A 13,389-nucleotide genomic window follows, 5' to 3' on the forward strand; every position below is an offset into this window, starting at 1 on the left:
CATCTTGCCGCTCTTTGCTTTACAGGCTTTGGCGTTATAACTCCATCATACTGATGACGATGAGGAATCACATGCGAAGCGTGTTGAAGTATCTGTCCACCGGCTTTCTCGCCGCACTCATTCTCCTGCCTGTGGATGCTGCGGCGCAGGATAACAGGACCGTGCCGTCGAGCCACACGGAAATGCAGCTTTCCTTCGCGCCGCTGGTCAAGCGCACCGCGGGCGCGGTGGTGAATGTCTATGCCGAACGCGTCGTGCAGCGGCGTCTGTCGCCCTTTGCCGGTGATCCTTTCTTCGAACAGTTCTTCGGCCAGCAGATGCCGAACCGCACGGAAAAGCAGTCGTCGCTCGGTTCCGGCGTGATCGTGACCGCCGGCGGCCTCGTGGTGACCAACAATCACGTCATCGACGGTGCCGATGACATCAAGGTGGCGCTGGCGGATGGGCGTGAATTTTCCTCCAAGGTGCTGCTGAAGGATGACCGCGTCGACCTCGCCATTCTGCAGATCGATGCGAAGGAGCAGTTTCCCGTGCTGTCGCTCGGCAATTCCGATGCGATTGAAGTGGGTGATCTGGTGCTGGCCATCGGCAATCCCTTCGGTGTCGGCCAGACGGTGACGAGCGGCATTGTCTCGGGTCTGGCGCGCAACCAGGTGACGCAGGGCGATTTCGGCTTCTTCATCCAGACCGACGCTTCCATCAATCCCGGCAATTCCGGCGGGGCATTGATGAACATGGCGGGTGAGCTGATCGGCATCAATACGGCCATCTTCTCCAAGGGCGGCGGCTCGAACGGTATCGGTTTCGCCATTCCCGCCAATCTGGTCCGGGTTTTCGTCGCTGCCGCCGAGCGCGGCGATGCAAGCTTCGAGCGGCCCTATATCGGTGCGACCTTCGATCCGGTGACATCGGATGTCGCCGAGGCGCTTGGTCTGCATCGCGCCCGCGGCGCGCTGGTCGTCAGCGTCGTCAAGGGGGGGCCGGCCGAAAAGGCGGGCATCGAACCCGGACAGGTGGTTACCGCCGTCAATGGCTTCGAGGTGGAGCATCCGGATGCGCTGGGTTATCGCCTGACGACCGCCGGCATCGGCAAATCCGCCGAACTGACCGTCATGGACAAAGGGAAAGAGAAAAAAGTGACCATCGCGCTCGATACCGCGCCGGAAACCGCACCGCGCGATGAACGGCTGATCGAGGGCCGCAATCCCTTCGCCGGCGCGACTGTCGCCAATCTTTCGCCGAAGCTTGCCGATGAACTGCGCATGCCCTCGCAGGTGACCGGCGTTGTCATTACCGATGTGAAGCGCGGTTCGCCGGCCTATCGTGTCGGTTTCCAGCCGAAAGACGTGATCCTGTCGCTGAACGGCGCGGATATCGGCACCACCGCCGCTGTCGAGAAGGCGCTGGACGACAATCCCGGCTTCTGGCGGGTGGAAATCCTGCGTGACGGGCAGCGCATCCGGCAGTTCCTGCGATGAGCGACGATCTCTTCGCCCCGCAAGTGCCCGTGGAGGTCGCCAACCGGCGGCCTCTTGCCGATCGCCTGCGTCCGAAGACGCTGGCGGAGGTGAGCGGGCAGCCGCATCTGACGGGCGAGGAGGGCGTGCTGCGCCGCATGATCGATAGCGGCTCACTGGGATCGATGATCTTCTGGGGGCCGCCCGGCACCGGCAAGACCACGGTTGCCCGCCTGCTTTCCGGCGAAGCGGGGCTGGCTTTCGAGCAGATATCGGCGATCTTTTCCGGTGTCGCCGATCTCAAGAAGGTTTTCGAGGCGGCGCGCGCACGGCGGATGAATGGCCGGCAGACGCTGCTTTTCGTAGACGAGATTCATCGCTTCAACCGCGCCCAGCAGGACAGCTTCCTGCCGGTGATGGAAGACGGCACCATTATTCTGGTGGGCGCCACCACCGAAAATCCGTCTTTCGAACTCAATGCCGCTCTGTTGTCGCGCGCGCGTGTCCTGACGTTCGGCTCGCATGACGAGGAGAGCCTGAGCGAGCTTCTGAAGCGCGCCGAGGAGGCGGAGGGCAAGCCCCTGCCGCTGACGGAAGAGGCGCGGGCCAGCCTGATCCGCATGGCCGATGGCGATGGCCGCGCCGTGCTGACGCTTGCCGAGGAAGTCTGGCGTGCGGCGAGGAAGGATGAGACCTTCGATACCGAGGGGCTGACGCGCATCGTGCAGCGCCGTGCGCCCGTCTACGACAAGAGCCAGGACGGCCATTACAATCTCATTTCCGCGTTGCATAAGTCGGTGCGCGGTTCGGACCCGGATGCCGCGCTTTATTATCTTGCCCGCATGTTCGATGCCGGTGAAGACCCGCTCTACATCGGCCGGCGGCTGGTGCGCATGGCGGTGGAGGATATCGGCCTTGCCGATCCGCAGGCGCTCGCCGTCTGCAATGCCGCCAAGGATGCCTATGATTATCTCGGCTCACCGGAGGGGGAGCTGGCTCTGGCGCAGGCTTGCGTCTATCTCGCGACCGCGCCGAAATCGAACGCCGTCTATACGGCCTTCAAGTCGGCGATGCGGGCGGCCAAGGAAAACGGCTCGCTGGTGCCGCCGAAACATATTCTGAACGCGCCGACCAAGCTCATGAAGGGCGAGGGTTATGGCGACGGTTACCGTTACGACCATGACGAGCCGGATGCCTTTTCCGGGCAGGATTATTTCCCGGAGAAAATGGGGCGCACGACCTTTTACGATCCGCCTGATCGAGGGTTCGAAAGGGAAATCCGCAAGCGTCTGGACTGGTGGGCGAAGCTGCGTCGCGAGCGTGGATCGCGCTAGGATTTTACGCGGTTGCGCCGAAAACCGTATCGCGGCCGATCTTAAGAAAGAGATTCAGGTCGCTGGCAAAAAGAGTCGCGAAACCGCGACAACTCGCTGTTTTTTAAGGAAGATCAGGATGCCTTGCGATGCAGTGCCGCCTGCGGCTGCGCCGGCAGCATCTTGACCGAGGATTCCGCCAGGCCGCTATGGCCTTCGGCATCGATCACCAGATGCCAGTGCAATGTCTCGGGAATGGCAATGCGGATCGGCGATTTTTTCGCGACGCCGCCGAGATATTTGAAATCCAGCAGCTCGGTGAAACGCTGGAAATTCGCGCCCGTCATCAGCCGGACATTGTTGACGGCTGACAGGGATATTTCAAGGGTAGTACCTGCCCGCAATTCCTTCAGGTCATAATGCGTATAGCGAAAATTCGGCCGGGCCATCGCGCCCTCCCTGTAAAGTAATTTCGGTCAAAGAGGATAGGGGCCGCACGGTTAACGGTGTCTTTAAATGCCGCCGGCCGGTTTGAAAATTCACGCTTGCTGTGCCTGTCTGGCATGGTGGCGCCAATGAGTATGAGCATATAAGAATAATACCAACGTATAATATGTGTATTTAATAATAATAAATTTTTTGCCTTTAACATCGGCTGGTCGAAGTGCATCAGCGACGTTGAGGGGGAACATGAAAAACGTAACAATATCTACGCGCCTTTATGCGCTCGTCGCATTGTTTCTGGCAATACTGGCCGCGGCCCTGACATTCAGCCTGTTTGAAAGCTACCACGAAATGGAGCGCGAACGGAAAGCCGGGCTTGCGGCAATGAACGAAACCGCTGTTGCCATTCTCGATCAATATTACCGGCTGGAGCAGGGCGGAAGCCTGACGCGGGAGGCGGCGCAACAGCAGGCCAAGACGACCATTGCGGCAATGCGCTACGGCAATGGCAGCGGCTATTTCTGGATCAACGACATGCATCCCAAAATGGTGATGCATCCGATCAAACCCGAAATGAACGGCACGGACCTTACCGCCAACAAGGACCCGAACGGCAAGGCGCTGTTCGTCGAGTTCGTGAATACGGTCAAGGCAGGCGGCAAGGGCTTTGTCGATTATTACTGGCCGAAGCCCGGTGCGCCGGAGCCGGTCGAGAAATTTTCCCATGTCGCCGGCTTCGCCCCCTGGGGCTGGATTGTCGGCACCGGTGTTTATGTTGACGATCTTGAAGCGGTATTCTGGCGCGACGTTTATTTTAATGGCGGTCTCTGCATCGCCGCCGGTCTTCTGGTTGTCGGCGTGGCCGCAGCCGTCGTGCGCAGCGTGACGCGGCCGATCGATCTTATCCGCCAGAGCATGCGGCGTATTGCCGATGGTGACGGCGCGGCGGATATACAGTTCGCCGACCGTCGCAATGAAATCGGTGCGATTGCCAAGACGCTGCTGGTACTGCGCGACAGCGTCAATGAGCGCAGCGCGCTGCAGGCCCGCGAGGCCGACCAGCAGCGGGCACTGGAGCAGGAGCGGCACGGTAACGAGATGGTTCTGCGTTCCGCATCCGAGCGGCAGGCCCATGCCATGGAGCGACTGGGCAATGCGCTTGAGGCGCTTGCCAATGGCGACCTTACCGTTTCGCTTGCGGATATCGGCGCGGATTATGAAAAGCTGCGCATGGACTTCAACCGTGCCGTCGGCGCATTGCACGGCGCGATCGAGGCGATTGCCAGAACCGGCCATGTGGTCAATGACAGCGCCTCCGACATCAGCGGTGCGACCGGCAATCTTTCCCGCCGGACCGAACAGCAGGCAGCGGCGCTGGAGGAGACGGCGGCTGCTCTGGACGAGATCACCGCCACGGTGCGCACCGCTTCCGAGCGTGCCAACGAGGCCCGGCAGATGGTGCAGGACACGAAAACCAGCGCCGGCCGCTCGGGCGAGATCGTACGCAATGCCGTCGACGCCATGGGCCGTATCGAGGAGTCTTCGAAGCGCATCGGCCAGATCATCTCGGTCATCGATGAAATCGCCTTCCAGACCAATCTTCTGGCGCTGAATGCCGGTGTGGAAGCGGCGCGTGCGGGCGAGGCCGGGCGTGGTTTTGCCGTGGTGGCGCAGGAGGTTCGCGAACTGGCCCAACGCTCCGCCAATGCGGCCAAGGAAATCAAGACCCTCATCAACCGTTCGGCCGAAGAAGTCGGCGGCGGTGTCGCACTCGTACGCTCGACGGGCGATGCGCTGGAGGAGATCGTGGCGCTGGTCAATCGTGTCGATGGCCATGTCAACTCCATCGCCACGGCGGCGCGCGAGCAGGCGACCGGCCTGCAGGAGATCAACACCTCCGTCAACCACATGGATCAGATGACACAGCAAAACGCCGCCATGGTGGAAGAAACCACGGCGGCAAGCCAGACGCTCGCCGAGGAAAGCCGCCAGCTGCGCTCGCTGCTGTCGCGTTTCGAGCTTGGACATGGCGCCGGGCGCGAGGTTTCGCGGGCTGCTTGATTTCAGGTGTTTCAGGAAAGTTAAAGGGCGCGGCTTTGGCCGCGCCCTTTTGTTATAGGCAGGACTTTATCCGCCGGCGTCGTCATCGGACGCGATTGTCGCGGTCTTGTGTGGATGGGACTGCGCCAAACACATCATTCGTTATTTCCCGCAACCAATAAGGTTTCGTTTACCTCATTTCTTTAAAATTTATCCTGTATTGCCGCGAATAGCGGCCGCTGAAGGTACAGGTTCTCGTATGGCGTATGTTTCCCTTCCGCGTCGTCTTGTGACGTTGCTGATGATTTCCACGGTCATGGTGTCGTGTTCGGCGGAAGGCCTCGTGCCACCGGCGGAGGTGGACGGCACCACACGCGTCAGCGCCATCCGCTCCTCGCGGCAGCAGGGTTACAGCGCGCCGGCGGGTGCGGTGTATCAGGCCGAGCAGGCCGGGCAGGGCGCCGATTATCCGGCAGCCGTTTCACAGCCGATGCCGGAGCCTTACGCCTCGCAGGATCCCCTGCTGCAATCGCCGCAGGGCGGACAGGGTTATTCGACACTCGATTCCCAGCATCAGGCGCGCATGGCGGCCAGCGGCCATGGCAATATGCCGGCGCAGACAATGCAGGGCCAGACGATGCAGGGGCAGACCATGCCCGCGCAGCAGATGACCAGCAACCAGATCGCCGAAGGCGAAGGCGGCGTGAACATGGATTCCATGCTGGGCGTGGAGCCGGTCCGCGGACTTGCCGAAGAACAGGATGCGGATATTGCCGAAGGCGCGTCGGAGCAGCCGGTGGTGGATGGTATCGGCACCGATAATCCCGTAGCCGTTCCTCCGGCCCGCCAGCCGCAACGGGCCAGCCAATCGCGGCTCATCCCGCCGCCGCCGGTAGGCTCTTCTTCCCGTCGTCAGCCGGTGGAAGAGGTGGCCATGGTGATGCCGAACGATCCGATGGCGGGCGGCGGGCTGCAAAGCAACCGCTCGATGCCGCCTGGCGTCATGCCATCCTCCGAAGTTGCCTGCCGCTCCGAACTTCGCCGTCTCGGCGTCGCTTTCCGGGATGTTGCGCGCATTGCCGACGGTCCGACCTGCGGTATCGATTATCCGATCGAACTCAGCGGTCTCGCGAGCGGCGTCGCCATCCGGCCGGCGGTGAAGCTCAATTGCCAGGTCACGCTTGCCTTCGCCAAATGGGTGAAGTTCGAACTCGTGCCATCCTCGCGCTTCCGTTATCTTTCCGGCGTCGGGCGTATCACGCCGATGGGCGGTTATTCCTGCCGCAAGATGAACTCGCGCTCCAGCAATCCGTGGTCCGAACATGCGCGCGGCAACGCCATCGATATCGGCACCATCACGCTGAAGAACGGCAAGGAAATCGACGTGCGCAGCAAGAGCTTCTTCGCCTTCCGCGAAAAAGCGCTGCTGAAGGCGGTGAGGTCCGACAGCTGCAAATATTTCTCCACCGTTCTCGGACCGGGCAGCGATCCCAATCACTGGAACCATTTCCACTTCGACCTGCGTACCCGCAAGTCAGGTTACAGGCATTGCGATTAGGGGGATTGGGACGCGAACGGCGTGATTGGGCAGGGCGATAGTCGGGCGGCGTTTTAGACGCTCGCTGTAATGCGTGATGTTTGCAACTTCCGTCATTCCGGCCTTGAGCCGGAATCTAGCCGACGCGCGTCAGCGCGACGGGAAGACTCCTTTCAGCTCAAGGACTTGAGCTGGCTGGATTCCGGCTCAAGGCCGGAATGACGGAAGTGTGGATTCACTTGTCGGAATTCCAACTCCTCTGTCACATTCCCACAAAAAAAGACCGGCCCGAAGGCCGGTTGAAGAAGACAGCCTTATCGGGGGGATATCGGCGTCTTTGCAAGGGCATGCAATGGGAAACGATCCCATGGAGTGGTCCATCCGGCGCGGATGTGCGGCAAAAGACATCGCGCCGTACTGACCTGCGGCCAACATGGCTTGCCGCGCTCTTCTGATACGCTATGAGGGTCACATGTTTGTGACAACGGCCCTCGGGAGCCTGCCTTTATGCCTCCTGTTTCAGAGCTGATGGTCTTTGCTGCGGCGCTTGCGGCAGCGGGTGTGGTCGCCGGTCTTCTGGCGGGGTTGTTCGGCATCGGTGGCGGTGCGGTGCTGGTGCCCGTCTTCTACCAGGTCTTCGGGCTGCTGGATGTGCCGGAGGCGGTGCGCATGCATCTCTCGCTCGGCACATCGCTCGCCATTATCGTGCCCACCTCCATCCGTTCGTTCCTGACGCATCGTCAGAAAGGCGCGGTCGATATCGATCTGCTGAAGGGCTGGATCGTCGCCGTGCCGCTCGGCACCATCCTCGCATCCGTGGTTGCCGCTTATGCCTCGAGCGTCGCGCTGCGGCTGATCTTTGCCTTCATCGCGCTGGCGCTTGCCTTTCGGATGATCTTCAACCGGGCAAGCTGGCATCTCGGTTCCGACCTGCCGCAAAACCCGGGCCGTTTTCTGGTGGGCACCGGCATCGGGCTCTTTTCCGGCCTGATGGGCGTGGGCGGCGGGGTGATGAACAACACCTTCATGACGCTTTACGGACGCACCATTCATCAGGCGGTCGCCACCTCTTCCGGCGTCGGCGTGCTGATTTCGCTGCCGGGTCTATTGGGTTATATCTGGGCCGGCTGGGGCGATGCGGGCCTGCCGCCATTTTCCACCGGCTTCATCAACTGGATCGCCGTGGTGCTGTTGATCCCCATCACGCTTGTCGTGGCGCCCTATGGCGCGCGGCTGGCGCATGCGCTCAGCAAGAAGCAGCTGGAGCGCGCCTTCGGACTGTTTCTGGTCTTCGTTGCGGCGCAGTTTTTCTATAGCGTTTACGGCTGATTTTCCCTCTCCGCCGAACGCAGTGTTCAGCCCGTCGGACTGGCATTTGCGCCTTTCCCGGCCTATATGGCGTGCATCTTACTCGGTTTTTCGAAAGATTCGCCATGAATGCCATTGTTTCGATACGGAATCTGACAAAATCCTACGCAAACGGCTTTCAGGCGCTCAAAGGTGTCAGCCTCGATATCAAAGAGGGGGAAATCCTCGCTCTTCTCGGTCCGAACGGTGCTGGCAAGACGACATTGATCTCCATCGTCTGCGGCCTCGTCAATCCGGGTGAAGGCTCGGTGCTTGTCGGCGGGCACGATGTGGTGAAGGATTTTCGCCAGACCCGCGCCCTGATCGGCCTCGTGCCGCAGGAACTGACCACCGACCAGTTCGAGACGGTGTGGAACACCGTCAGCTTCTCGCGCGGCCTGCACGGGCAAAAGAAGAACCCGGAACTGATCGAGCGCATCCTGAAATCCCTGTCGCTCTGGAACAAGAAGGACAATATGTTGCGGGAGCTTTCCGGCGGCATGAAACGGCGTGTGCTGATCGCCAAGGCGCTGGCGCATGAGCCGAAGGTTCTGTTCCTTGACGAGCCGACAGCCGGCGTGGATGTGGCGCTGCGCCGCGACATGTGGAACGTGGTTTCCGAGCTGCGCGCCAAGGGCGTCACCATCATCCTCACCACGCACTACATCGAAGAGGCGGAAGAAATCGCCGACCGGGTGGGTGTCATCAATGGCGGCGAATTGCTGCTGGTGGAGGAAAAAACGGCGTTGATGAAGAAACTCGGCCGCAAGCAGCTTTTCCTGGAGCTTGCCCAGCCGGTGGAGCAATTGCCCGACAGTCTTGCGCCCTTCGGTTTGACGCTTTCCGATGACCGCTGCACCGTCACCTATGAAATCGAGGATAACGGCGAGCAGGGTCGCATTGCCGATGTTCTGAGCGCTCTTTTCGCCGCCAACATCCATTTCAAGGATATTTCAACGCGGCAGAGTTCGCTTGAGGATATCTTCGTTTCGCTGGTGGGAGGCCAGAAATGAATTTCGAAGCCATCAAGGCCATCTATCTGTTCGAAATGGCGCGCACGCGTCGCACCCTGCTGCAGAGCGTGGTCTCCCCGGTCATTTCCACTTCGCTCTATTTCATCGTGTTCGGAACCGCGATCGGTTCGCGGATTCAGGAGGTTGGTGGTGTTTCCTACGGCGCGTTCATAACGCCCGGCCTCATCATGCTGACGCTTCTGACGCAATGTATCGGCAACGGCTCCTTCGGCATCTATTTCCCGAAATTCACCGGTACGGTCTATGAAATCCTCTCCGCTCCGGTGGCGATGACGGAAATTCTGGCCGGTTATGTCGGGGCGGCGGCGACCAAGGGGCTGATGATCGGCACGATCATCCTGATAACGGCTTCCTTCTTCGTGGATATCACCATCGCCCATCCGTTCATGATGATCCTGTTCTTCGTGCTGACGGCGGTGAGCTTCAGCCTGTTCGGCTTCATCATCGGCATCTGGGCGACGAATTTCGAGCAGCTGAACCTCATTCCCATGCTGGTGGTGCCGCCTTTGACCTTCCTTGGCGGCAGCTTCTATTCCATCGACATGCTGCCGCCCTTCTGGCAGACGGTCAGCCACTTCAACCCGGTGCTTTATCTCATCAGCGGTTTCCGCTGGAGTTTCTATGAGATCGCCGACGTCAATCCGGTGATCAGTCTGGCGATGATCACGCTGTTTCTGGCGCTCTGCCTCGGTGTTGTCGGCTGGATGTTCAAGACGGGATATAGGCTGCGCAACTGACGGCTCAATCGTTAGAGATAGCGGAAAGCTTCCCCTCACACGCGACGTCATCCTCGGGCTTGTCCCGAGGATCTGCAACCGATTGATTTTATTGGACGTGATTAGATCCTCGGGACAAGCCCGAGGATGACGGAGGAGAGGCTTTAGCAAGCCCCTTTACGACATAATCAACCCACCATCGACATTGATCGTCTGACCGGTGATATAGGCCGCGTCGTCGGAAGCCAGAAACGCCACCAGTGCGGCCACTTCGGCGGGGGTTCCGGCGCGGCGCATGGGGATGTTGCGCACCCATTCGGCCATCAGTTCGCCGGGCTTGTACTCACCCAGCATCTGGCCCCAGACGCGGTCGTTATAGTCCCACATTTCGGTGTGGATGATGCCGGGGCAAATGGCGTTGACGGTAATGCCTTCCGGCGCGAGTTCCTTGGCAAGGCTTTGCGTCAGGCCGATAACGCCGAACTTCGAGGCGGCGTAATGCGGGGTATAGATGAAGCCCTGCCGCGCCTGACCGGAGGCAGTATTGACGAGGCGACCTTTGGTGCCGCTTTCGCGGAAGCGGCGGATCGCTTCCTGGCAGCAGAGGAACGCGCCCTTGGTATTGACGTCGAGGTTGAAATCCCACTGCTCCTGCGTCAGTTCCTCGATCTTCGAAATGGTGATGACGCCGGCATTCTGGACGGAGATGGAAAGCGGGCCGATCGCCTCTTCGGCGGCGCCATAGGCCTCGCGCACCGCTGCCGCATCCCGCACGTCGAGGATCACGCCATGGGTAACTGCGCCGGTTTCGTCCGCCAGTTTTTTGGCGGCATCCTGCGTGTCTTTGTCGACAGAGGCGATGGCGACTTTCGCGCCTTCCTCGGCAAAACGGCGGGCGATGCCGTAACCGATGCCCTTGTTGCCTCCGGTCACGAATACGGATTGACCTTCAAAGCGCCTCATGTCTCCTCCTTTATGGGATTTTGGCTATGGTTCCTTGCCGACCAGTCGTTCGGCGGTGAATTTATCGGTGACGAGCACGTCGATCACACCGGTCCTGAGTGCCCCGGCAATCGCCTCGGTCTTTTTCGAGCCGCCGGCCAGCGCAATGACGCGGTCGACATTGGAGAGGTTTTCCAGCGGCAGGCCGATGACCCGGTCATCGAGCGGCGTTTTGACCGGCTTGCCTTGCCTGTCGAAGAACCGGAGCGATATGTCGCCCACCGCACCCGCCTGCGCGAGATCGGCGAGTTCCTTGGCGGAGAAGATGTTGCCGGAGCGGGCGAGAAGCTCCGACGGCTCGACCGCACCGATGCCGACGACGGCGAGCGTGATCGACCCGAAGAGATCGATGGTTTCGCGCACGAAGGGATCGGCCAGCATCAAGAGCTTGGCTTCGCGCGAGGTGGCGACGCCCGGCACCGGCAGCAGTTTCGGTTCGGCTTCCGTCAGCCGCGCCAGCCGGGTGGTGATCTGGGTCGCATGCGTTTGAACGGAAGGATCGCCCATGCCGCCCAGCGTCTGGACGATGTAACGCGCCTTGGCACCTTTAAGCGGGTGGATGTTTTCCACCATCTTGAAGATCGTCTGGCTCCAGCTGGAAACGCCGATGATCTCGTTCTGCGACAGTGTCACTTCCAGAAAATGCGCCGCCGCTTCGCCAATGCGGGCCATGATCGCGCCATCGCGATCCTCGCTGCAATCGACAACGATGGCTTCCGGCAGGTCGAAACGTTCGCGCAGCTGCGCTTCCAGATCGCTATAGGTGCCGGGTGGTGGAATGATGCTGGTGCGGACGATGCCTTCCGCCTCCGCGCGCTTCAACATGCGTGAGACGGTGGCTTGCGAAAGATTGAGATGCTGGGCGATTTCCGCCTGACGCTTGTGCTCGCTGAAATACATCTGCGCCACGCGGGAAATCATTCGAAGTTCGTTTAGCCTGCCCATAAGCCCTCCAGGGTGAATTTTTATTCACCATTACCCGAGGTTACAGGCAAGGTCGAGCGGGCAATCGCGTCGCGCCAGACGCTGAGCCGCTGGCTGTTTTCGCTGGCGGACGGCGCGATGGTGTTGCCGTTGCTGTTCAACGCCGCGATGGCATCGAGATCGCTCCAGACACCGAGGGCGAGGCCGGCGAGATAGGCGGCACCCAATGCCGAGGCTTCCGGCGCATCGCGCTGGGTGACGGGGTGTTCCAGCATATCGGCGACGCATTGCATGAGGAAACGGTTCTGGCTCGGGCGGCCATCCACGAACAGCCGCCCGAAGCCCGAAGGCGACTGCGCGCGCATGGCGGCGAAGACGTCATGGACCTGAAAGGCGATGGAATCGGTGACGGCGCGGGCCATCTGGGCACGCGTGGTGCTGAAATTGATCTGCGAGAACAGGGCGCGCGCATTGGTATCCCAATAGGGTGCTCCAAGGCCAACGAAGGCCGGCACGAAACCGGGGCCATCAGGCTCGGCGGCGGAGGCGAGCTCCACCAGCGCGGCGACATCCGGCAGGCCGAGAATCTCCGTCATCCAGGGCAGGGAGGCTGCCGAAACGAGAATATTGCCCTCGAAGGCGAAGGTCGGTTTGCCGCCGAGCCGCCATGCGACCGTGGTGGTGATGCCGCGTTCGGGCGCGATGAAATGCGACAGGGTTGTCATGACCGAAGAGCCGGTGCCGAAGGTTACCTTTCCATCACCCGAATTGAAGGCGCCATGGCCGAAGAGGGCGGCGTGGCTGTCGCCGATGGCGGCGAGGATCGGCGTGCCGTCCTTGATACCGGGAACGCCCGATGTGACACCAAAATCGCCGCTGCTGTCGCGCAGATCGGGCAGGGTGTTGATGTCGATGCCGAAGAGCTCGCAAAGCTCATCGCTCCAGACCTGCCGGTTGAGATCGAGCACCTGGCTGCGGGCGGCATTTGAGGCGTCGCAGGCATGGACCTTGCCGCCGGTGAAGCGATGGATGAGCCAGCTATCGATGGTGCCGAGGCGGAGCTTGCGGCCCTTCGGCGCGCGCTCCAGCAGCCAGCGCATTTTTGCGCCCGGAAACATCGGGTCGATCGGCAGGCCGGTCAGCGCCATGACGCGCTCGGAATGGCCCTTCTCGATCAGTTCGGAGCAATCCTGCGCCGTGCGGCGGCATTGCCAGCTGAGCACCGGGCCGAGGGGCTCGCCGGTTTCGCCGTCCCAGATGGTCACGGATTCGCGCTGGTTGGAAATGGCGATGGCTGCGACATCGATGTCAGAGGGTGCGGCGGCGAGGCAGGCGGAGATCGCTTCGCAAACCGAAGCCCAGATGCGCTGCGGCTCCTGTTCCACCCAGCCGGGCTGTGGATAGGCGATGCCGACTGGTGATGAGCCGCGCGCCAGCAACTCTCCGCTTTCCGAGACGAGTATGGCCTTGGAATTGGTGGTGCCCTGATCGATGGACAGAATGGCGCGCATCATGGGAGTCTTTCGTCGGCAGTTTTTCGTTTCCGCCTTGCGGCGATTAAACGACGATATTGCA

11 protein-coding genes are annotated in these 13,389 nt (G+C 61.0%); 7 read left to right on the top strand and 4 right to left on the bottom strand.

Annotated features, from left to right (window positions below):
• Positions 1-71 precede the first annotated feature (71 nt).
• Positions 72-1,478: a DegQ family serine endoprotease gene (locus tag ACQZ5K_RS09380; RefSeq protein WP_448740201.1), complete on the top strand. Its 1,407-nt coding sequence runs from the start codon at positions 72-74 to the stop codon at positions 1,476-1,478.
• Entirely contained in the window at positions 1,475-2,791 is a 1,317-nt protein-coding gene (locus tag ACQZ5K_RS09385) for a replication-associated recombination protein A (RefSeq protein WP_448740202.1), read from the top strand. Before ACQZ5K_RS09380 ends, ACQZ5K_RS09385 begins: the two co-directional genes overlap by 4 nt.
• Before the next feature lie 113 nt (positions 2,792-2,904).
• Here the strand turns inward: ACQZ5K_RS09385 and ACQZ5K_RS09390 are convergent, their stop codons facing one another.
• Positions 2,905-3,219, bottom strand: a complete 315-nt coding sequence (locus ACQZ5K_RS09390) for a DUF1883 domain-containing protein (RefSeq protein ID WP_448740203.1) — start codon at positions 3,217-3,219, stop codon at positions 2,905-2,907.
• A 241-nt stretch (positions 3,220-3,460) separates the two neighbouring features.
• Between ACQZ5K_RS09390 and ACQZ5K_RS09395 the strand changes: the two genes are divergently transcribed.
• The 5 genes from ACQZ5K_RS09395 to ACQZ5K_RS09415 all read left to right on the top strand — a co-directional run bounded on the left by ACQZ5K_RS09395 (position 3,461) and on the right by ACQZ5K_RS09415 (position 9,909).
• Positions 3,461-5,275, top strand: coding sequence for a methyl-accepting chemotaxis protein (locus ACQZ5K_RS09395; RefSeq protein WP_059760437.1), 1,815 nt, complete (start codon positions 3,461-3,463; stop codon positions 5,273-5,275).
• Between the two features lie 238 nt (positions 5,276-5,513).
• Positions 5,514-6,812 carry an extensin family protein gene (locus ACQZ5K_RS09400; protein WP_448740204.1) on the top strand — a complete coding sequence of 433 codons (1,299 nt, stop codon included), beginning with the start codon at positions 5,514-5,516 and terminating at the stop codon, positions 6,810-6,812.
• 486 nt (positions 6,813-7,298) lie between these two features.
• Complete coding sequence (locus ACQZ5K_RS09405) at positions 7,299-8,120, top strand: sulfite exporter TauE/SafE family protein (RefSeq protein WP_065655906.1); 822 nt, start codon at positions 7,299-7,301, stop codon at positions 8,118-8,120.
• Positions 8,121-8,224: 104 nt separating this feature from the next.
• Positions 8,225-9,151, top strand: coding sequence for an ABC transporter ATP-binding protein (locus ACQZ5K_RS09410; protein WP_003520395.1), 927 nt, complete (start codon positions 8,225-8,227; stop codon positions 9,149-9,151).
• A complete protein-coding gene (locus ACQZ5K_RS09415; RefSeq protein WP_080816666.1) occupies positions 9,148-9,909 on the top strand; it encodes an ABC transporter permease in 762 nt (253 codons plus the stop codon). The genes ACQZ5K_RS09410 and ACQZ5K_RS09415 overlap by 4 nt, the downstream gene beginning before the upstream one ends.
• A 156-nt stretch (positions 9,910-10,065) precedes the next feature.
• Here the strand turns inward: ACQZ5K_RS09415 and ACQZ5K_RS09420 are convergent, their stop codons facing one another.
• The 3 genes from ACQZ5K_RS09420 to ACQZ5K_RS09430 are packed head-to-tail and all read right to left on the bottom strand — an operon-like array spanning position 10,066 to position 13,325.
• Positions 10,066-10,851 carry an SDR family oxidoreductase gene (locus ACQZ5K_RS09420; protein ID WP_448740205.1) on the bottom strand — a complete coding sequence of 262 codons (786 nt, stop codon included), beginning with the start codon at positions 10,849-10,851 and terminating at the stop codon, positions 10,066-10,068.
• Between the two features lie 24 nt (positions 10,852-10,875).
• Positions 10,876-11,835, bottom strand: coding sequence for a sugar-binding transcriptional regulator (locus ACQZ5K_RS09425; RefSeq protein ID WP_174057004.1), 960 nt, complete (start codon positions 11,833-11,835; stop codon positions 10,876-10,878).
• A gap of 20 nt (positions 11,836-11,855) precedes the next feature.
• Entirely contained in the window at positions 11,856-13,325 is a 1,470-nt protein-coding gene (locus ACQZ5K_RS09430) for an FGGY family carbohydrate kinase (protein ID WP_448740274.1), read from the bottom strand.
• Positions 13,326-13,389: the final 64 nt, after the last annotated feature.

The sequence above is a fragment of the Agrobacterium sp. 22-226-1 genome, from assembly GCF_053522345.1.